This window comes from Streptomyces sp. NPDC048637 (assembly GCF_040650675.1).
In the GTDB taxonomy this organism is placed as follows: Bacteria; Actinomycetota; Actinomycetes; order Streptomycetales; family Streptomycetaceae; genus Streptomyces.
The window spans coordinates 1-19638 of sequence record NZ_JBEZHQ010000053.1; the positions used below are offsets into that span (position 1 = coordinate 1).

At 69.2% G+C, this 19638-nt stretch carries 14 protein-coding genes and 2 pseudogenes; 9 read left to right on the forward strand and 7 right to left on the reverse strand.

From position 1 onward, the window contains the following. Nucleotides 1–893 precede the first annotated feature (893 nt). Nucleotides 894–1331 (reverse strand): annotated as a pseudogene (locus AB0C46_RS37160) (helicase); the annotation flags it as partial. A 320-nt stretch (nt 1332–1651) separates the two neighbouring features. Between AB0C46_RS37160 and AB0C46_RS37165 the strand changes: the two are divergent. The 3 genes from AB0C46_RS37165 to AB0C46_RS37175 all read left to right on the forward strand — a co-directional run bounded on the left by AB0C46_RS37165 (nt 1652) and on the right by AB0C46_RS37175 (nt 5839). Next, nucleotides 1652–4390 (forward strand): LuxR family transcriptional regulator, encoded by a 2739-nt coding sequence (locus AB0C46_RS37165; RefSeq protein ID WP_362833530.1) that lies wholly within the window; start codon nt 1652–1654, stop codon nt 4388–4390. A gap of 365 nt (nt 4391–4755) precedes the next feature. Beyond that, entirely contained in the window at nt 4756–5118 is a 363-nt protein-coding gene (locus tag AB0C46_RS37170; RefSeq protein ID WP_362833559.1) for a peptidase inhibitor family I36 protein, read from the forward strand. Between the two features lie 289 nt (nt 5119–5407). Then, nucleotides 5408–5839, forward strand: coding sequence for a hypothetical protein (locus AB0C46_RS37175; RefSeq protein ID WP_362833531.1), 432 nt, complete (start codon nt 5408–5410; stop codon nt 5837–5839). Between the two features lie 329 nt (nt 5840–6168). Here AB0C46_RS37175 and AB0C46_RS37180 read toward each other — a convergent pair whose 3' ends face one another. Then, a complete protein-coding gene (locus AB0C46_RS37180) occupies nt 6169–6849 on the reverse strand; it encodes an MFS transporter (RefSeq protein WP_362833532.1) in 681 nt (226 codons plus the stop codon). A gap of 225 nt (nt 6850–7074) precedes the next feature. Between AB0C46_RS37180 and AB0C46_RS37185 the strand changes: the two genes are divergently transcribed. Then, on the forward strand, nt 7075–8166 hold the full coding sequence (locus AB0C46_RS37185; RefSeq protein WP_362833533.1) for an IS630 family transposase: 1092 nt from the start codon (nt 7075–7077) through the stop codon (nt 8164–8166). Here the strand turns inward: AB0C46_RS37185 and AB0C46_RS37190 are convergent. Next, nucleotides 8155–8373 (reverse strand): hypothetical protein, encoded by a 219-nt coding sequence (locus tag AB0C46_RS37190; RefSeq protein ID WP_362833534.1) that lies wholly within the window; start codon nt 8371–8373, stop codon nt 8155–8157. The genes AB0C46_RS37185 and AB0C46_RS37190 overlap by 12 nt on opposite strands. A 418-nt stretch (nt 8374–8791) precedes the next feature. On the opposite strand from AB0C46_RS37190, the gene AB0C46_RS37195 reads away from it, so the two are divergent. Beyond that, nucleotides 8792–9181, forward strand: a complete 390-nt coding sequence (locus AB0C46_RS37195) for a hypothetical protein (protein ID WP_362833535.1) — start codon at nt 8792–8794, stop codon at nt 9179–9181. Nucleotides 9182–9433: 252 nt separating this feature from the next. On the opposite strand, the gene AB0C46_RS37200 is transcribed toward AB0C46_RS37195, so the two are convergent. From AB0C46_RS37200 to AB0C46_RS37215, 4 genes are all read right to left on the reverse strand, one after another. Continuing rightward, a complete protein-coding gene (locus tag AB0C46_RS37200) occupies nt 9434–10087 on the reverse strand; it encodes a hypothetical protein (protein WP_362833536.1) in 654 nt (217 codons plus the stop codon). 1293 nt (nt 10088–11380) lie between these two features. Next, complete coding sequence (locus AB0C46_RS37205; RefSeq protein WP_362833537.1) at nt 11381–11833, reverse strand: hypothetical protein; 453 nt, start codon at nt 11831–11833, stop codon at nt 11381–11383. Further along, nucleotides 11830–12345: a hypothetical protein gene (locus tag AB0C46_RS37210; protein WP_362833538.1), complete on the reverse strand. Its 516-nt coding sequence runs from the start codon at nt 12343–12345 to the stop codon at nt 11830–11832. Before AB0C46_RS37210 ends, AB0C46_RS37205 begins: the two co-directional genes overlap by 4 nt. Beyond that, nucleotides 12279–14093 carry a hypothetical protein gene (locus AB0C46_RS37215; RefSeq protein ID WP_362833539.1) on the reverse strand — a complete coding sequence of 605 codons (1815 nt, stop codon included), beginning with the start codon at nt 14091–14093 and terminating at the stop codon, nt 12279–12281. Before AB0C46_RS37215 ends, AB0C46_RS37210 begins: the two co-directional genes overlap by 67 nt. A gap of 472 nt (nt 14094–14565) precedes the next feature. Between AB0C46_RS37215 and AB0C46_RS37220 the strand changes: the two genes are divergently transcribed. From AB0C46_RS37220 to AB0C46_RS37235, 4 genes and pseudogenes are all read left to right on the forward strand, one after another. Beyond that, complete coding sequence (locus AB0C46_RS37220) at nt 14566–15879, forward strand: hypothetical protein (RefSeq protein ID WP_362833540.1); 1314 nt, start codon at nt 14566–14568, stop codon at nt 15877–15879. Nucleotides 15880–16010: 131 nt separating this feature from the next. Then, nucleotides 16011–17300, forward strand: a pseudogene (locus AB0C46_RS37225) (ThiF family adenylyltransferase); the annotation flags it as partial. A gap of 106 nt (nt 17301–17406) precedes the next feature. After that, on the forward strand, nt 17407–19350 hold the full coding sequence (locus AB0C46_RS37230) for a patatin-like phospholipase family protein (RefSeq protein ID WP_362833541.1): 1944 nt from the start codon (nt 17407–17409) through the stop codon (nt 19348–19350). Continuing rightward, nucleotides 19347–19523: a hypothetical protein gene (locus AB0C46_RS37235; RefSeq protein ID WP_362833542.1), complete on the forward strand. Its 177-nt coding sequence runs from the start codon at nt 19347–19349 to the stop codon at nt 19521–19523. The genes AB0C46_RS37230 and AB0C46_RS37235 overlap by 4 nt, the downstream gene beginning before the upstream one ends. Nucleotides 19524–19638: the final 115 nt, after the last annotated feature.

Consider the following 19638-nt stretch of genomic DNA (forward strand, 5'->3'; position numbering starts at 1 on the left):
CAGAAGGGCGTCCAGGCTGGTAGTCACACACGAGTCAACGGGCGCCCTTCGCCATGGTCGCGGCCAGCACAAACATCGGACTCATTCATCTAGGGCCACCCTTAGAAGTCCGGCCTGTCGGGGCGCCCCGGACGCGCGGGAGGCTCCCGGGCCGTCAACGGCGAACGCGACACGTCCGCCTGGTACACCACCGTTCACCTCGGGATGCCCGACTCCCGGACCGGCGCCGGGCGTTTCTCCACCGACCCGACAAACGGCTGACGCCCGCGCAGGGCATCCGCGACACGCTGGACGAGTCGCGGATGCCCAACTGTCCTGAGGCCATGCTCCGTTACGGTGCCCGGCAGGCCATTCCTGGATGTGCCGTGCGGTCTCCGGGGTGGTCGGAAGGCGTCGGCCGTGGCGCCTGCTCTTGCGGTTGTCGTAGATGAGGGAGGGCATTCCGTCGAACCACTGGAGGCAGTCGCGCTTGAGGGGGGGCTTCCTCGTGCCGGCGCCCCGTGTCGCGGATGATGCGGTAGACCTCCTGGTACATGGCCGCGAAGTCGCTTGCCTGCCAGCCGGCGTGCTTGTGGCTGGAGCCTGCGCCCATCAGGTGCAGGTACGGGTCGAGCTGGGCTATGAGGTGCTCGGGGTTCGCACGGCAGCTCTCGTCTCAGCGGCGTCGACACTCTCGATGCGGTGCAACGATGCCGTGCCACTCCGGGCTGAGCGCGAAGCTCGAATATCATCCATCAGGCCCGCCAGGCGGGCGTACTGCGTGAGCCGGTGCCACCACCCGAGCATCGCCGCGGCACCAGCCGAGCCCACGGGCAACCGTGGCCGCGGGGGAGTCCCCCTGCATGTCCGATAGCTGCCAGCACCCTGCCCTCGCTACTGGAAGGGTTTTGGCGTGCTTGACTTCGAACGCCTGGCTTCGGCTTCGGCTTCTCGTCCTCGGACGCGGGCTCAATGCCGAGTACCTGCTCGCACGTCCACTGCTGCACGGTGGTGAGCTTGTCCCAGCCGAGCCCGGACCGACGTCACCCACCGCCCCAGATCCTCGCCCCTGGCACACGACTTCGCCCGCCGCGGTGGACAGCGCCCCGGTCTCGTCCAGGTGCGGCCGGACCAGGTGGAAGCACCGCTGCCACGTCACCGGCCACACCGTGCACCAGGACGTGTCGACCTCCTCCAGCTGCTCACGCCGCGCCTCGGTCAGCGCCCCCCGACGACTCCGCCGGCAGCCCCCCAGCACGCCGCTGCTCGATCTCCGCAGCCTTCCTCGCTGCGGCCCGCGCGTTCTTCCACCAGATGCCCACCGCCGCGCCCTGGCAACTGCCTTGAAGGGGTTGATGGTGTGTCCGGTCGCCGAATCACCTCATATGCGGTTCGCTCGCCGACGGATGCCACGCGAACGTAGACTTGAGCGGTGTCACACTGCTGGATCGCGCCTGGCACGTGGGTGTCCGGACCGTCGACGCGGCCGGGGCAGGTCTCCGTCACCATGTCCGGCGTTGAAGGGCCAGGTCCGGCAGGTGCCTTCGTATAGGCGACGCGATTGCCTAAGGGAACGGTTTCGCCAGGCTTTGGTTGGGGCTGAGCGTGAGAGGGACGCAGACGGGGAATCAGCCCGGCCGAGTGTCAGCCGGCGCCCACAGGAGAACCAACGATGCTTCTAGGCCGACACGCCGAGCGTAAGGCGATCGAACGGCTGCTCGCAGACGCGCGGTCGAGGCGCAGCGGCGTGCTGGTGGTGCGCGGTGAGGCCGGTATGGGTAAGACCGCGTTACTGGAGTATGCCCGTGGCGCCGCGTCGGGGTTCCGGGTGGAGCGTGCGGTGGGTGTGGAGTCCGAGATGGAGTTCGCGTTCGCGGGCTTGCACCAGTTATGTGCACCGTTGTTGGACCGGCTGGGTGCGCTGCCCGAACCGCAGCAGGCCGCCCTGGGGGTGGCGTTCGGGCTGCGTGCCGGGGACCCGCCGGACCGGTTCCTGGTCGGGCTGGCCACCTTGAGTCTGCTGGCCGAGGTCTCCGAGGAACGGCCGCTGCTGTGCTTGGTGGACGATGCGCAGTGGCTGGATGCGGCATCCGCACAGACCCTTGCGTTCGTAGCGCGGCGGGTGGACGCCGAGCGGGTGGCGCTGGTGCTCGCGCTGCGCGACCACACACCCGACCCGAGCGACGCTCACCCGTTCGCTGGGCTGCTGGAGCTGGGCTTGGACGGGCTCGGTGAAGCAGATGCGCAGGCGTTGCTCGCCACAGGGGTCAGGACACCGCTCGATGAGCGGATACGTGACCGGATCATCGCCGAAGCGCGGGGCAACCCGCTAGCGCTGCTGGAGCTGCCCCGAAGCGCAGGACCGGTGAAGCTGGCGGGTGGATTTGGGCTGCCGGACGCACTGAGCGTGCCGCGCAGGATCGAGGAGAGCTTCCAGCGCCGGTCACGCAGCCTGCCGGCCGAGACACAGTTGCTGCTGCTGGTCGGGGCGGCTGAGCCGCTCGGCGATACGGCGCTGCTGCGGGGTGCGGCCGAGTACCTGGGTATCGGCGCCGAGGCAGCTGCACCGGCGAAGGCGGCGGAGTTGCTGGAGATCGGCGCCCGGGTGCGGTTCTTGCATCCACTGGTGCGCTCGGCGGTCTACCGTGCCGCCGCACCGTCTGACCGCCGGCGCGTGCACCGCGCGCTGGCTGCGGCGACCGACCCGCAGACCGACCCCGACCACCGCGCCTGGCACCGCGCGCAGGCCACGCTCGGGGCCGACGAGACGATCGCGGTGGAGCTGGAGCGCTTGGCCGGCCGGGCATGGACCCGCGGCGGGCCGGCCGCCGCGGCCGCGTTCTTGGAACAAGCGGTGGTGCTGACCCCCGAACCCGCCGACCGTGCACGCCGGGCGCTGGCCGCCGCACACGCCACGCACCAGGCCGGCGCGCCCGAAGCCGCCTTGGAGCTGCTGACGGTTGCGGCGGCCGTACCGCTGGATCCGCTGGGACGCGTCCGGGTGGAGCTGCTGCGCGCCCAGATCGCGTTCGATACCACCCGGAGCAGTGACGTGCCTGGGATGCTGCTGGACGCGGCCAGGGCGCTTGTCCCGCTGGATGTCGCGACGGCCCGCCAGACCTACCTGCAGGCGCTCGAAGCGGCCGTCGTCGCTGGTTCCTTCGGCCGCGGTTGCAGGGTGCGGGAGGTGGCCGAAGCGGCCCAGGCCGCGCCCGCACCGCCGCACCCGCCAGGGGTGGTGGACCTACTGCTTGACGGGCTGGTGACCAGGGCCACGCAGGGGTACGAGGCGAGCGTGCCCAGCCTGCGGCGGGCATTGGGGGCGCTCGGCCACCACGATCGCCATCCCGGCACCGCGGCAGCGGACGACAGCCGCCGCTGGCTGTGGCTGGCCAGCCGCGTCGCGGTGGCGCTGTTCGACGACGAGACGGTGTATGAGCTGGCCGGCCGCCGCGTCCGGCTCGCCCGCGAAGCGGGCGCACTGTCCGAGCTGCCCGCCGCGCTTGACTATTTCGCCGTCGTGCTCGTGCACACCGGCGAGCTCGCCCACGCCGCCGAGCTCGTCGCCGAGGCCACCGCGATCCAGCCTGCGGCCGTCACCGTCACCGGGATCATGCTCGCCGCCTGGCGCGGCCGCAAGGCCGAAACCTCCGAGCTGCACGCGGCCATGGTCCAGGATGCGACCCGGCGGGGCGAGGGCGCGGTGGTCACCGTGGCCCAGTACACGCTGGCCGTGCTGCACAACGGCACGGGCGCCTACCGTGCCGCGTTCGACGCCGCTGCAGGCCCGAGCGACTCCGACGAGCTGGAGCACAGCAACCTGGCCCTGCCCGAGCTCATCGAGGCGGCCGTCCGCGCTGGTGAACCAGCCCCGGCGGCGGCTGCGCTGGAGCTGCTCAGTTCGCGAACTCGCGTCAGCGGCACCCAGTGGGCGCTCGGTCTTGAGGCGCGCTCGCGAGCGCTGACCAGCACCGGGCCGGTCGCCGAGGCGCTGTATCGCGAGGCGATCGAGCGGTTCGGGAGCTGCCGGATGGTGACCCATCTCGCCCGCGCCCACCTGGTCTACGGCGAATGGCTGCGCCGCGAAGGCCGGCGTCAGGCCGCCCGCGAGCAACTCCGCACCGCCCACGAACTGCTGTCCGGCATGGGCGCAGACGCATTCGCCGCCCGCGCCGCCCGTGAGCTGCGCGCCACCGGCGAGCGGCCACACAAGCCCACTGCCCGGCCGACCGATGCGCTTACCGCCCACGAGCTGCACATCGCGCGGCGGGTAGCCACCGGGGCCACCTCCAAGGAGGTCGGCGCGCAGCTGTTCTTGAGCCCGCGCACCATCGACGCGCACCTGCGCAACATCTTCCGCAAGCTGGGCATCACCTCCCGCCGCCAGCTCAGGGACATGCAGCTTCCCTGACCCCGGGCCGCCGTGCCGCCCGGAGGTGTAGGCGATGTTCGCCTACACCTCCGGCCTCCCGCCCGATCGATATAGGCGATGTTCGCCGATGCACCGCAGTGCGGCAGCGCCGAGGATGAATACGCGTCCGGGACAGCCGCCCCGGACAACGCTCGGACGGGACGCTCTGACAGAGAGGGGAGTCCGCGCACCAGGTGCGGATGAAGCAGGCAGGAATGAGGCGCCGGGGAGCGGGACCGGAATCCGGCACCTTCGGCGGACACCACAGCTATTCCACATCCGACCGACTGCCCACCCGGCCTGCTCACGCATTCCTGATGACCGCAAACTGCGGCACGCAGATCGACAAGGTAAGGCGGAAAGACATGAAGCGAACTCTGGTGGCCGGTGTCATCGCGGCAGCGTGTGTGACAGCAACGACAGTTGGCTTAGGAGCGACGCCGGCCAGCGCCGTTCCCAACGACTGCCCCAAGAAGTACGTATGCGTCTGGGGCGACAGCAATTACGAAGGCCGCTTCCTCTTCGTACCCGGAACTAAGCGTTCCAATGTCGGAGACCACATCAACGATCAGACGACCTCCCTCCGGAATCGCACCGGTTCCCAGATCTGCTTCTACGACAACTCAAACTACGGGGGATCCCTCCTGTCGAGGGTGGGACCGGGCGAGTCGCGCCCCAACATCGGACCGACAGCCAACGACAGGATCACCTCGTGGCGCGCCTGCTAGCTCCCCGCAGCAATGTCGGCCCACCCGGGTTCGGCCGGTGCCACGGAATCACGCCGCCTGCGGTGCTGAACCCTGAAGCCACAACGAGCTGAAGCCGGGCTCCCGGCCGCCGAGCCGCGCGGTCCGGTACCACGGTATGGGTACCGGGCCGCGCGGCAGGTCTCGGTGGCACGGGCAGTGCGGCGGCGGGGGCGGGTGTGTGGAGCCGGCGCGGCTGTCGGGCGGGCTTCAGCGGACACGCCAGCCCAGCGATCGCGACGAGGTCGTTGCGGTACTGCGGCATCTCTGCATGCAGCTGGCGCTGGATGGCCCAGAACCAGCCGGCTTCCTCGCCGGTGCACAAACGCAACTGCTCGGTGAGCAAGGCCAACTCGGCGGCAGTGCGCCGCGCCCACCGCCCGGGGGCGGTCTGTTTGTTGCGGTAGAGGAGATGGGTGTCGCGCCGCATCACCACGGCCGAGTCGGCCACGGACAGCTGCTTACGGTCCGCTCGTTGTGCGGCTTCGCTTCGAATGTGGCGCCACACCTGCTCGCCGAAGGGCTGGTGGCTGTGCGGGTGGCCGGTCGGCTGGAGGTGGCTGCTGGGCAGGTCGGGTACTGGCCGGCCCACGATGCCGGACGCGACGCGTCAGCCGAGCAGGTCGCCGGGACTCTCGGGCTGGATGAGGAAGGGGCACGGATGCTGATGGCTCGCTTCGGTGGCTGGAGTCCCTACCGCTGATCACCGACATCGAATAGAGGCCTCGTGCCCATCATCGGCCCCGGCTACAGCGACCTCGAGTGCGGCAACTATGACCTTGAGTGCGACAATTACGGCCTCGCCGGGGAGACTCAGGACAGACCGTGCCGGTGCTGGCTGTTCGAAATTCACCGCGGTCGGCGTCACTGCGAGGATGGTCTTCAGAGATGCCCGCCAACCGCTACCACGGTCTGACCGCGAGGATTTCGGCTTTCTCGCCACCGTCGCCGACACCGCCATCGAGACCGACTTCTGCTGCTGCACAGGCTGGGCATGCCCCAGTGACCGCAGGCCGGTAATGGCGGCGGTCCTCACCAGGGTGAAGACGGCCGCCACCAAGTACGCCATGTGATGCCGGTCAGCTTGCCCTGAGCGGATGTGTCGGGGGCGGCGGTAGCAGCGATGGTGACCATGGTGGCGGTGCCGATGGCAGCCCCGGCCTGCTGAGCTGTGACATTCAGTGCGCCGGCCACGCCGTGGCGCCGTTGTGAGACGCCGGTCAGGGCGGCCGCGTTGAAGGAGGTGAAGGCGAAGCCCTGTCCGACACTCATGATCACGATGCCGGGGAAGAGCCACGCCCAGTAATGCCCGTCCAACGGTGTTCCCACCCACAGAGCGCCGCCGAGCGCGATGAGCAGCAGTCCTCCCACCAGCAGAGGCCGCTGCCCGTGCCGGGCAAGGACCTTAGGGGCGATGACGTAGGAGAGGAAGACCACCACTCCCATCGGCAGGACACCCAGGCCGGACTGGAAGGGTGAGTAGCCGAGCTTGCCCTGCAGGTAGAGCGGAGTGAAGAACAACAGCCCGTTGACGATGAAGTAGAAGAGGAACGCGGGGAGTGTGCCGGCTCGCACGTGCGGTGGGGCGAACAGGCTCAGAGGCAACAGCGGATCCGCCACGCGGGCCTCGTGCCGGAAAAGGCAGCCAATAGCCCACCGCCAGGACAAGGGAGCCGATAGTGCCCAGATCGTCCCCTCCGCTCTGTCCGCCACGTGTCACCCCGTAGATGATGAGAACGAGTGACGCTGGGAGGGGGTGTTGGTGTGCTGGGTGGCGGTTGTCCTGGTGTGTTGTGGGTTCGCTGAGGGGCTGAATTGGTGCTTTGGGCGGGGTGGTTGGGGTGTGTGAGCTGGGGTTATGTGTTGTGTGCTGAGTGTGGCTGGGTGTGTTGTAGATGGTTCTAGTGACCTGAGTCGGAGATTCGTCGTTGGTTGGGTATGAGTCGTCCGGGTCCGAAGATTCCGCCGTTGTCGGTCACTGATGCCCAACGGACCGTGCTGGAAGGCTGGGTGCGTCGTCGCTCGACGGCCCAGTCTCTGGCTCAGCGCTCAAGGATCGCTCTGGAGTGCGCCGAGGGGCACTCGATCATGGAGGTGGCACGTCGGCTCGGTGTCACTGCGGACATGGTCCGCACCTGGCGGCGGCGCTTCCTCGAACGCGGTCTGGACGGCCTGTCCGACGAGCCGCGGCCCGGCGTCCCGCGGAAGATCACAGACGCAGACGTCGAACGTGTCATCGTCAAGACACTCGAGGAGAAGCCCAAGAACGCCACCCACTGGTCGACCAGGTCCATGGCGGCGGCCACGGGCATGTCCCAGTCCGCCATCTCGCGGATCTGGCGGGCTTTCGCCCTGGCCCCGCACCGGTCGCAGACGTTCAAGCTCTCCACCGACCCTCTGTTCACCGACAAGGTCCGTGACGTGGTGGGCCTCTATCTTGATCCGCCGGAGAAGGCCCTGGTCCTGTGTGTGGACGAGAAGTCGCAGATCCAGGCCCTGGACCGGTCTCAGCCCGTGCTGCCGATGGTGCCCGGTGTTCCCGAACGCCGCAGTCACGACTACGTCCGCGCCGGCACCACCACCCTGTCCGCGGCCCTGGAGGTCGCCACGGGAAAGGTGATCGGCTCCCTGCACCGGCGGCACCGTTTCGTCGAGTTCAAGAAGTTCCTCAACAAGCTCGACACAGAGGTGCCCGCCGACCTCGAAGTACACCTCATCCTGGACAACTACGTCACCCACAAGACGCCCGCCGTCAAGAAGTGGCTGCTGGCCCATCCCCGCTTCCACCTGCACTTCACACCCACCGGTTCGTCCTGGCTGAACCTGGTGGAGCGATGGTTCGCCGAGCTCACACAGAAGAAACTCAAGCGTGGTGTCCACCGCTCCGTCCAGGCCCTCGAACGCGACATCCGCAGCTGGCTCACCGACTGGAACGAACACCCGCGGCCCTTCGCCTGGACGAAAACCGCCGACGAGATCCTCGACAAAGTCGCCGCATACTGCCGACGAATCTCTGACTCAGATCACTAGCAGCTCCGGGGCGAATGTGGCCGCCGGCACCACTTCCACCCGCGTACGGTCGGCAAGTTCGCGCACCGCCCGACGGCGCCACCACACCGCGGCCGTAATCCACGCAACCGCAGCAGCAAGGGCGATCCACCAGAGACTCAGACCGGCCTCCACGAGCACCCACAGCCAGTGCCCCACCTCCGACGTACGCGGCAGAATGCCGGTCACCGCAGGTCCCGCTGGCTCGTCGTGACCCCGTGCGGATTCATCTGTGCCTCCTCGCCGGGCGGCACACCTTGCCGCCTCATTACAGAGAAGGGGGCCGAATCCGCCCCGATGTGACACCGTGCCGCGACTTTTTCTCCCTTCGTTGGGCGAGCGGCCTCGGCACGTGCCCTCTGACGCCGGACTTGACCGTTTGCCAGTGAAGTTGGACACCGTCCGCCGGTCGAACGTCGGTGGGCCCGCGACCGGTCCAAAAACGGCTTTGATGGGCGCGGATGCATACACGGCCCACTCGTGCAAGAACCGGCCTAAAGCCCTTTCATCTAGGCGAACAGGCCATTCCGCACCGCGCTCCTTGCCGGCACCAGGCATGGCTGAGTTGGCTGACAGCCTTCGTTGCCATCCGGAAGGAGTCTTGTCAGTGACTCGCATACGCACCCGACTAGCGGCCGTGGCCGCCACCCTTGCACTCAGCGGCGGAGCAGTTGTCGCTGCTGCCCCGGCGGCGAGCGCGGCGAGCGCGAGGTCCGCATGCTGGAGGGCGGTCGTCACCGCCGAGGACTACGCCGGGCAGGCAGCCAGCCACGCAAGCGCAGGACACCTCGACGCCGCCCGGGACCTGGCGTACACCGCCATGAACTACACCTCCGGCGGCGGCTGCGAGAGCACCCCCGCCATCACCTACATCGAGGATGCCAGGCGACAGCTGAATAACGGGCTGAACGAACTGGACGGGGGAGACGGGGAAGGGGCCAGCTCCCGCTTCCGCAGCGCGGTGTACGAATTGGAGCAGGCCAGCTACGTGGCATAACAGTCGGGAGCCCAGCGAACGGTCGCCAGAGCCACCGCGTTGCGCACACCTGGCAGCGTGAGCAGACGGTGTGTCTTGCGCTGCAGCAGCGCGCCATCCGCGAGACCGTGGCCACAGTTCTGGCCTGACCGGCCCGTGGCCGGGGCAGCGACGGTGTCGTCGGCCATGCAAGAAGCACCACCGACCGGGCCCGCAGGGCACGGGCGCGGTGCGGATTTCATGGGAGGGCCATTCCAGGGCGGCGATGGCACGTCAGCCATTGATGGAGAAGAAGATCGTGTCCTGGGTGTACCAGTCGAGGTTCTTCGTGGCGAACTCCCACTCGGCGTGCTCGAATTCCAGCTTCTCGATGAGGTGTTGGGTGTCGTAGGTGAACCCGTCGTCCATCTGGCCCAGGACCGCGCGGTAGGCGTCCGCGGCGGGCTTGGCCGTGGCCAGCGGCCACATGCCGATGTGCGGGCCGTCCACGGGATACGGGATGTAGAAGGGGATCTCGTCGGGCGGCCCGGCGAATAGGTGGGCGTGGGGCAGGAGGTCGGCGCTCACCCCCAGGCGGCGAAGTTCGTCGTCCAGCAGGCTGAAGAAGGTGCCGGGCTTGGAGTAGACGCCCAGGTCGGATGGGTCAGAGCCGTTACGGTCGATGATGAGCTGGAGGGCGCTGTAGTAGGCGGCAGCCGCGTATTCAGCGTCTGAGCTGGCGTGGCCGGCTATGAGGTGGTCGAGCGCGTCCGGGATGGACAGGCCCCAGTCGAGGCCCTCGTGGTCGAGGTCACGTTGACGGGCCTGCGCGAGCTCGCGCATGACGCCGAGGTTGCGCTGCTGGTCAGATGTCAGGTTCCCGGCGGCCCCGAGAAATGCCACGACATCGGCTTTGTCTGCGGTGTTGAACGAGATGATTCGGCTCATGATCGCCATGCTGCCAGTCACCACTGACATCGGATCGTCCGGTAGGTTCTCGGGGAGCAACCGGTGGAGAACCCACCAGCTGACCTGACACGACCTGGTGACCATCGGTCGCTGACGCACCTGGCGATGGCGTGCGCACATCCGAGGCATCGCGCGGTGTAGCTGGGAGCGGGGCTCTGGGGGTTTCTCACACGTAGAAAGTGCCTTCCACCTGGACCGACAGAACCCCTCGACAAGGTTCATCGCCCCAGATCAGAAGGGACTTTCGCGTTCCCGGCCACCAACCGGCCTCACGTCAACTGAAACGGCGAGGTTAAGACGACGTTGAATTTGGCGTGATGCCTGACGGGCTGTCGGCCACCAGTGGCGTGGGAGAGCTGTACTTCAGTCCGGCAGGCAGGAGCGAAATCGACGGAGCAGTTCAAGGGCAGCAGGGCTCTCCGCCTCGAAGGTCTGGCCTTGTTGTTCGACAGGAAGGTCCGGCCCCCAGGTGCGGGCACCGTGACAGCGGAAGCAGAAGGCGATCTCAAAGAGCCGACCGGTGGAGTTGTGCGCCCGGATTCCCCAGCCGGGGAGGAAGCAGCGGTACAGCTCACCGCCTGGTAGGTCGGCGATCAGAGACAGGGCCTGCTGGGCTTGGTCACCCTCCCAGATGGCGGCGGTGTCGCCCGCCAGGGCCTCCGAACTGAGGTGCTTGGCGGATCGGTGATGCGGACGACCTCGATGAGCTCGGCCTTCCCATGGGTTAGCGGCGGGCCGCGCAGTGAAGGCCGTCAGCCGTCGGTGCCTGGCGGCTCGGAGTGCAGGCAGTACGTACACCTGGACGCCGCATCGGTGCGGCCCATGCACCGTCGGCAGGTGCCGCGTTCCCGGACGGAGCCGCGACCGTCTGCGCATCCCGGGCACGTCATCACCGGCTGGCCGAAGCCGAAGCCGATCACCCAGCCGTCGCCTTCAGCCGCCTTATGCGCCAGGTGTGGATTCCTGGTTTTGATCTGGGGCGCTTCAGGATGTGAGCTGGGCGCACGTGGTCAAGTTGGATAGTTTGAATCGAGGTGCACGTGGTGTCTGACCTGTGCAGGTTGCTGTCTGCGTGGCTATGGCCAGCGCTAGATGGTGCTGTGGGCAGCGAATCCGTGATTGAGCTGGAAAGTCGCAACTACCGCCGGAACCCCTGTGAAGTTACTCGTATTTATGCAGGTCAGAGGCGTGTGAGAGTGTGCGGTGTCACCGGTCGGATGACCAGCGCGCCGGTTTGAGGGAACAGGTGATCGACCTGCCTGGCGGGGTCGGTCAGGGGCGGCCTTGTGCCTGTTGAGCAGCGAGTTCCTCGATGATGCTGGCCTGCTCGCGAATGTCGGCGGCCTGCGCTGGGGTGAACTCGTACCGTGTGAGGCTGCTGATCTCTGTTCTGGCCGCAGCGATGTCTCCGGTACGGGCGAGGACCACGGCTCGGTGGGACCTGAGCCCGACGATGAGTTCGGGCAGGTTGTAGGCCTGGGTGATGGGCAGGAGCTGCCGGTCGATCAAGTTCAGGGCGGCCTGTGCTTCGTCGAAGCGCAGCATGGTCTCGACCACGTCCTGGCCGAGGTCGACGGCGGATCGCCAGGCCCCTGCGGCCATGTAGAGCTTCATGGCGGGGAACGCGGCGCTGCCGTAGTCGAGTTTGAGCTGACGGCAGCACTTGACATGCATGGCGAAGCAGTCGGCGAGGCGCTTGTAGTCGTCGGGTGTCTCGCTGTTCAAACAGGCTTGTGCAGTGCCTCGGTGGGGCCGTGGAGGTTGGCCAGGTCCAGGCCGAGGTGAACGCAGTAGGCGTCGGCGAGTTCCAGGGCTGCGGGGCCTGCGGCTCGGTAGCTGCCTGCGTGGTAGAGCCCCTGAACGTAGCCGTAGCGCAGAGATCGCTCCAGGAGGGAGGGGGCGAGAAGCTCAGCCAGGGCTGTCCTGAACGTAGCATCGAGGGCTTCGTTGTCACCGGTGTGCCCGTGCAGAGGGAACTGGCGGATGGCCACCAGGACCTTCTCACGTGGTCCGATCCCGCTGCCGCCCTCCGAGGCGAGGACTTCCATGGCGTGGACGTGGCGTGCGTAGGCCTCCCAGTTGGTTTCCCCATATGCCCAGGAGGCCAACGCACTGTGCGCATCAAGGCGGTCGACGGCGTCCCGACCCGGATCCTGCGCCACGTCCGCGATCACCGTGCGCAGTTCGCGCGGGAAGCCGCCCTCGTAGAAGCCTTCCTGACTGGTGATCTCCAGCAAGCGGTCGATCTGGCCGGTATCGGCGAGCAGCCGCATCCAGCGGGCCAGCCGCGGCAGTTCTCTGTGGCCTCGAGAAGATCAGCCAGGGTCTGCTCGACACGGCGGGCGGCTTCCTCATGCAGGTCATGCGACCCATGGAGGGCCAACGATGCGGCCGCATCGTGGAGTTTGGCGAAACCGTTGGCGAGTGTCTGCACGAGGCCGAGGCCTACGAGTTCGCGCACGGCCCTGGCCGCGGCAGCGGGACGTATCGGTCCCGCTGCTGCTGCCAGCTGCTGCAATTCCGGTCTGCTCAGGGGGACTTCAGCGATGGCCATGAGGCCGGCCATCGTGCGTGCCAGCACGGACAGGTGCTCGAAGGTCTGTGCCAGGATGCGTTCCTGGGCCGTGGGGGCGAGGTGGGTCTGCTCCTGCACCGCCGCGCAGAAGGCGCCACCGTCACCTGCGTAGTTAGTGCGGGTGAGCGCCGCGGAGTTGAGGACGTACAGCGGCATACCAGCTGTGAGTGCCAAGACCCGCTGTGCGGTGGGGTAGTCCAGGGTGCAGTCTTCGGCAGCGAAGACGGCGGCCACGGTGTCGGTGTCCCAGCCGGGCAAGGACTCGGCGGAGACACCCAGATGCGCGGCGAGCGCGGTCTGCTCCGGGTGGGGTGGCCCAGCAGCGTGATCTGGGCCGTCGGCAGCGCCTGGACAAGCAGCCAGTAGGTCGTCGGATGGGAGGTCGTGCACGTTGTCGATGACGACCGCGATGGCTGTGCCGTCGTGAGTCAGTCGGCCGTGCACGGCCCGAAGGACGTCGATGCCGGCCCCGCTCGGCAGACTCAGGGCATCGGGCCCGCTCAGGTGCCGGGCAGCAACCTCCCGGGCCAGCGCGCCGGGCACCACTGCGGGTGGCATCTGGCCGGCATCGAAGTAGGTGACCGGGAGCGGGCACTGGGCGGCGGCGCGCGCCGCCCAGGTCGTCTTCCCGACCCCGGAGAAGCCAGTCACCAGCCGCACGCGCTGCTCGCCCGTCAGCTCCGGTTCGCCGCCAGGCGGCCAGTAGACGTCGGGAACCTGGGGAAAGGCCTGCAGCTCCTCGACGAACTGCTCGTACAAGGAGGCCAGTTCACCGGTATGGAAGGCTCGCCCATGGGCTCCGGCGCTCGCGTACTGCACGCGGGCAGCCAGCTTCCACACCAGCGTCTGCGCTCCCAGGGACCCGAACGGGACCCGGGCGGCCTGCTCGGTGCACCACTGCAGGACACCGGTGAGATCCGCAGCAGTCGGCGGCAGCCACGTCTCTTCCGGATCTGGATGTCCCGGCCACAGCAGCGACACGCCTGCCGGCCAGCCCGTCTGCTGGGTCTGTTGCAGCAGATCCCGACCCGGTGCGGTATTGCTGACCACGATCAGCTTCGGCGCGCCGGGGCGCCGCCCCGCCGTGTGCTCCGCGCGCAGTTTGGCGAACTGTTCAACCGACCCGCTGATGTCACTCCACATCAGGTTGCCCTGCCGGGTCTTGACCTGCAGGTAGAGATGCCGGTCCGGGAGCACGACCTCCAGGTCCTCGTCCAGCTCCATCAGCAGCGTCTGCGCACCGGCCTCACGCAGCCGCAGCAGACAGCCCACGGCGTACAGGTTCTGATAGGTGAATCCGCGGTGCAGGGAGGTGATCCGCCGCAGCTGCGCTGGATCGAGCGGGCCGGCCGTCCGTGCCGTGCTGTCCTGGGCGGTGTCGCCGGTCGGCGGTGGTTCCTCGTCGTGCACGCCCCCACGATATCGGCCCCTGCGCGGTCCGCGGCGCAGACCGCTGCCCCGGGGGCGGGAGTGTGTGAGGCGCCGGTGCGGCGCAGCAGCACAACTCCGCTCGCGGTGGCCTGGGATGCGGTATGCCCCAGCCGTACGTACAGCATCGAGCCGTCCAGCCCACGACGCGGTCCAGCGCGGGGGACAGGGGCGGAAAGGGGCCGGGATCCGAGGAAGCGCCGCCAGCTCACCAGCGCCCCTTCCGCGGCGCTTCGGCACGGGAGCGGAATCTCTCGGTCCGCTCGCGTGGCGGCGTGCACCCTGCGGCCGCCGGGAGGCCGCCTCCAGGCCGACAGCCCCTGACATGGGCCCCGGCAGCACGTGAAATGCCTGGTGAGACCGTGTTGTCAGTGGCGCATGGTAGCTATGGAAGCAGAGAGAACGTGTGTGGTTCTCCCGCCAGTTGACCCACATCGAGTGAAGAGGCAACAGGATGGTCGAGACGGAACTCCCCGAGCGGGGAGTGGTGTTCTGGCCGGTCGGCACGGGCGACTCCACCACGCTCGTGCTCGGCGGCGACCTTGTCCTCCAGGTCGACCTGCGGGACATGAAGGCTGCCGACGAGAAGGACGCGGTCGTCGCCGCGGTCATCGACCGTCTCGCGGAGACCCTGCCGTGCCCCGACTGGCTTGATGGGGAGACCCCCTACCTCGCGGTGTTCGCCCTGACCCACGCCGACCTGGACCACTGCTGCGGGTTCCGGGACCTGGTGGACAGCGACATCCTGATCGGGGAGATCTGGGCGACGCCCCGGCTGTGGCGGGAGATCTCCCAGGACCAGACCATGTGCGAGGACGCCCGCCTCTTCCAGGACGAGGTCGAGCGCCGCGTCGCCGCCACCCTGGAGGCCCTCGCCAACGGCGAAGAGCCCGCCAGCGGCGACCGGGTCCGGATCATCGGCTACGACGACGACCGCGACCAGCACTCCTACAACGAGCTGCCCGACGAGTACTTCACCTTCCCCGGCAAGACAATCACGATGATCGACGGCAACGACCTGTCGGGAACGTTCGAGGCGTTCGTCCACGCCCCGTTCAAGGGCGACTGCGCCGGTGAACGCAACGAGACGTCCCTCGCCCTGCAGATCCGCATGCCCACCGGCACCGGCGCGACGGGCCGGCTGCTCCTGCTCGGCGACCTCGCCTACCCCACGATCAAGAAGATCTTCGACAACAGCGAGTACTTCGGCAACACCGATCGGGTGGAGTGGGACCTGCTGCTCTCCCCGCACCACTGCTCCAAGAAGGTCATGTACGCCAAGGGCGAGGACGGCGAGGAGGAGCGCAAGCAGGACATCCTCGACCAGTTCGAAACCTACGCCAGCCCGGACGCCCGGGTGATCGCGAGCTCCCGGCCCTTCCGGGACCAGGACGAGAAGGGACACAATCCGCCCCACCTGCTGGCCCGGGACGCCTACGCGGAGATCACCGTGCTGCCGGTGCTGTGCACGGGCGAGTACCCCACCAAGGACGAGCCCCGGCCGGTGGTGTTCGCCCTGGACCCCCTCTTCGGGTTCGAACTCGTCGACGTCGCCGAACTGGAGGCCAAGTCCCTGGTGATGAAGGCCGCGGGCGGCGGACGGCGGATGCTGGCCGCGCTGGGCACCACCCGCTTCCCGGCCGCCGCCTTCACCGCCACCGCCGCTCTCCCCTCCCCCCGGGCGGCCACCGCCGCGCGCAGCGCCGTCGAGCAGGCCCGAGGAGACAAGGCCGCACCCGCCACGCCCCTGGGATTCGGTGACGCGTGAGCGACCGCACCACTACGGCTGTCACGGCCGGCCAGCACCTCGCCCTCGACCAACTCCGGCAGATCACCGACTCCGACCGCGGGGTCTTCCTCTCCCACGTGGACACGGCACCCGCGGCCCCCACGGGCTTCGTGGAGGCGCGCATCAGCGTCGGATGCGCCGGCCTGCCCCGCGTCGAGGGCGGCCTGCGGCTGCGCAGCGAAGAGCCCGTCACCCTCTACATCCCGCCGGACTTCCCCTTCGAGGTCCCGCTGGTGCACACCCGGCACAAACGCTTCGCCGGGGCCCCGCACGTCGTCTGGGCCCGCTTCCCGTGCCTGTACCGCTCCACGGCGACCGAGTGGGACCCGGCTGATGGCATGTACGGGTTCATCACCCGCCTGCTGGACTGGTTCAAGGCTGCCGCGGCCGGCGAACTCGATGCCCCCGGCGAGCCGCTGCACCCGCCTCACGCGCTCGGAGACCACGCGGACGGCCTGCTCGTCGTCCGCCGCGATGCGCCTACCGCCGCCGACGACGAGCCGTGGCTGGGCGCGGCCCTCCTGCACCATGTCAACGCCGACCGCAGCGACGTGGTCGGTTGGCTGCCCTTCGGCCGACCGTGGCCGCACACCCTCACCGACGCCCGGGCCGCGGCCCAACTCCCCGACGACGCCGAGGTGTTCCTCGCCCCGGCTGTCATCACCACAGACCATCTGACCTTCGAATACCCCGACACCGCCCGGGCGCTCATCGCCGCGTTGGCGCGCGGCCGCATCACCGCCCGCATGATCCTCGGTCTCGTCGGCCTGGCCGCCGACCACAACCGCCGCCTGCGCACCACCGCCGACCAGACAGGCCCGGACGGCACATCCCGCCCGCCCGCCCCTGTCCATCTCCTGCTGGGCACCCCCTCCCGGGGCAACAGCGGCCACGGCTCCCGCCGGACCCACCTGGTGGCCTGGCACCTGCCCGACTTCGCCGACCAACTCACCCGCCGCGCCGTCACCGCCTACGTCGACCGCCAACTGCCCGAACTCGGCGACGAGATCATGCAGATCGGCGAGGAATGGCTCGACACCCTGACCACCCGGTGGCTCAGCCTCTACGAGGCCCGCCCCGAGGTCACCGTCCGCCGCGACCACCACACCCCGGCGGCCTGGCTGCACGGCAAACGCATCCTCGTCCTGGGCGCCGGCGCGCTCGGTGCGCCCGCCGCCGACATCTGCGCCCGCGCCGGCGCCGCCCACGTCACCGTCGTCGACAAGTCACTCGTGCACCCCGGTATCCACGCCCGCCAGCCCTACACCGACCCCGACATCGGATACCCCAAGGCCGACGTCCTGGCCGACCGCCTCAACCAGATCGACCCGCACGCCACCCGTATCGAGTCCGTCGTCGCCGACATCACCCGCCGTTTTCCCGTCCTCGGCGTGCACTCCTTCGACCTGATCCTGGACTGCACCGCCAACCGCGTCGTACGGGCCTACCTCGAACGCGCCCGCCGCACCGACCCCACCCCTCCCTTGGCCCCACCTCGCCACCTTGATGATCGGCCATCAGGCCACCCGCGGCATCGTCGCCCTCTCACCTCCAGGAGCCACCGGCGGCGGCACCGACGTCCTGCGCCGCACCTCCCTGGCCGCCCGCACCGACCCCACCGGTGCCCTGGCCGACATGGTCGAGGACTTCTTCCCCACCGAGCCCCGCACCGACCTCTTCCAGCCCGAACCCGGCTGCTCGGACGCCACCTTCACCGGCTCCGCCGCCGACGTCGCCGCCCTGGCCGGACAGCTCATGACCGGCATCCTCCACGCTCTGAACGCCCCCGACGGCCAGCACACCATGGCCGCGCTCACCGTCCGCACACCCAGCGGCCCCACCGACCCCCAGCCCGCCGGGCCGCGCTGGCTGACCTGGCCCAACGACACGACCATCACCGACGACGCCACCGGCTACGACGTCCGCATCGCCCCCGCCGCCCTCGCCGAGATGCGCGCCGAAGCCCGCCGCGGCGCCCGCGTCCGCGGCCCGCGCGTCGAAACCGGCGGCATGCTGCTCGGCACCATCGACGACGCCACCGGCATCATCCACGTCGACGAGGCCACCGGACCGCCCCCGGACTCCCTGCTGAGCGACACCTACTTCCAGCACGGCCTGGACGGCGTCACCCACCACCTCGCCTCCCGCCGCACCGCGACCGGCAACACCAGCCGCTTCCTCGGCCTGTGGCACACCCACCCCCACACCCCGGCACAGCCCAGCGCGACCGACCGCACGGCCATGGAACTCCTGACCCTGCCCCTCGACGACGCCCCCACCCGAGCCCTCGTCCTCATCGCCGGAGGACCACCACCCGTCTGGCAGAAATGGCTCACCACCGCAGACGGACCCGACCTCTACGCCCGCCTCGCCACCCGCACCACCACGGCCGCCACCCCACCAGCTCCGACCGCGCCGGCCGGCCACCCCGGCCCAGGCCTGTGGTGGCCCGGCGGTTACGCCACCCGCCCCGCCACCGACAACACCCTGCCCGCCCCCCCGCCGATCGGACGACGCCCGCCCATGACCCGCACCCTCGGCCTCGCCCTGTCCGGCGGCGGCTCCCGCGCGGCCGCCTTCCACCTCGGCTGTCTGCGCGCCCTCCACGACCGCGACCTCCTCGACCGCATCCGTGTCGTCTCCGGCATCTCCGGCGGCTCGCTGCTCGCCGCCCTGTGGGCCTACGGCCCGCCCGACTTCGCCGACTTCGACACCCGCACCACCGACCTGCTGCGCTCCGGCCTGCAACTGGCCATCGCACGCCAGGCGTTCACACCCTCCGCCGTCGCCCGCAACCTCACCGCGGCCGCCCGCGCCGGCGCCCGCGGAGCGTTCACCCGCGGCAGTGATGTCAGCGTCGCCCGCCCCGCCAACCGCACCGACGCCCTGGCCGCCGTCCTCGCCCGCCAGGCGTTCGGCACCCGCACCATGGCCGACGTCACCCACCCCGGCCTCGACGTCGTCCTGACCGCCACCGACCTGGCCACCACCAACGCCGTCCGCTTCGGCAGCACCCGCAGCGGCTGCTCCCGCTACGGCACCATCACCGAACCCATCCCCGCCGCCACCGCCGTGGCCGCCTCCGCCGCCTACCCCGCCCTGCTGCCCGCCCTGGAACGCACCTTCACCTTCCAGCACCGCGACGGACACCACCAGCAGCACACCGTGCTGCTCACCGACGGCGGCGTCTACGACAACCTCGGCCTGTCCGTCCTGGAACCCGGACGCTCACCCCACCACACCCAGCACGTCTACGACGTGCCCTTCATCATCGCCTGCGACGCGGGCCAGGGAGAACTCACCCTGAAAGCACCGCACTTCAGACCGGACGCCTCAGCCGCTCCTTCGCCACCGTCCACCGCAAAGCCCAGGACTCCGCCCGCTCCCGCCTGCACGAATGGGCCGCGAGCGGACGCATCGACGGATTCGCCCTGGCCTACCTCGGCATGAAAGACGACCGCCTGCCCGCCCCGCCCGCCGACCTCGTCCCCCGCAGCGCAGTGGCCACCTACCCGACCAACTTCGCCGCCATGACCCGCACCCACTTCGAGGCCATCACCACCCGCGGCGAACAGCTCATGCGCACCGTCCTGCCGATGTACCTGCGCCACTCCCGGCACTGAGGCCCCGTCGAAAACGAGCTGGGCGCACTCACCTGCCGGGGACTGGGCGACTGACGACGTGACACCCTGGGCGGCTGCAGGGCAGGGAGAATCGGACGTGACGGTGTGCGATACG

Bases quoted from the DNA above. Each gene is read 5' to 3' on its own strand.
- AB0C46_RS37165 (WP_362833530.1), top strand. From the start codon at position 1,652: ATGCTTCTAGGCCGACACGCCGAGCGTAAGGCGATCGAACGGCTGCTC.
- AB0C46_RS37170 (WP_362833559.1), top strand. From the start codon at position 4,756: ATGAAGCGAACTCTGGTGGCCGGTGTCATCGCGGCAGCGTGTGTGACA.
- AB0C46_RS37175 (WP_362833531.1), top strand. From the start codon at position 5,408: ATGCAGCTGGCGCTGGATGGCCCAGAACCAGCCGGCTTCCTCGCCGGT.
- AB0C46_RS37185 (WP_362833533.1), top strand. From the start codon at position 7,075: ATGAGTCGTCCGGGTCCGAAGATTCCGCCGTTGTCGGTCACTGATGCC.
- AB0C46_RS37200 (WP_362833536.1), bottom strand. From the start codon at position 10,087: ATGAGCCGAATCATCTCGTTCAACACCGCAGACAAAGCCGATGTCGTG.
- AB0C46_RS37220 (WP_362833540.1), top strand. From the start codon at position 14,566: ATGGTCGAGACGGAACTCCCCGAGCGGGGAGTGGTGTTCTGGCCGGTC.
- AB0C46_RS37230 (WP_362833541.1), top strand. From the start codon at position 17,407: ATGATCGGCCATCAGGCCACCCGCGGCATCGTCGCCCTCTCACCTCCA.
- AB0C46_RS37235 (WP_362833542.1), top strand. From the start codon at position 19,347: ATGAAAGACGACCGCCTGCCCGCCCCGCCCGCCGACCTCGTCCCCCGC.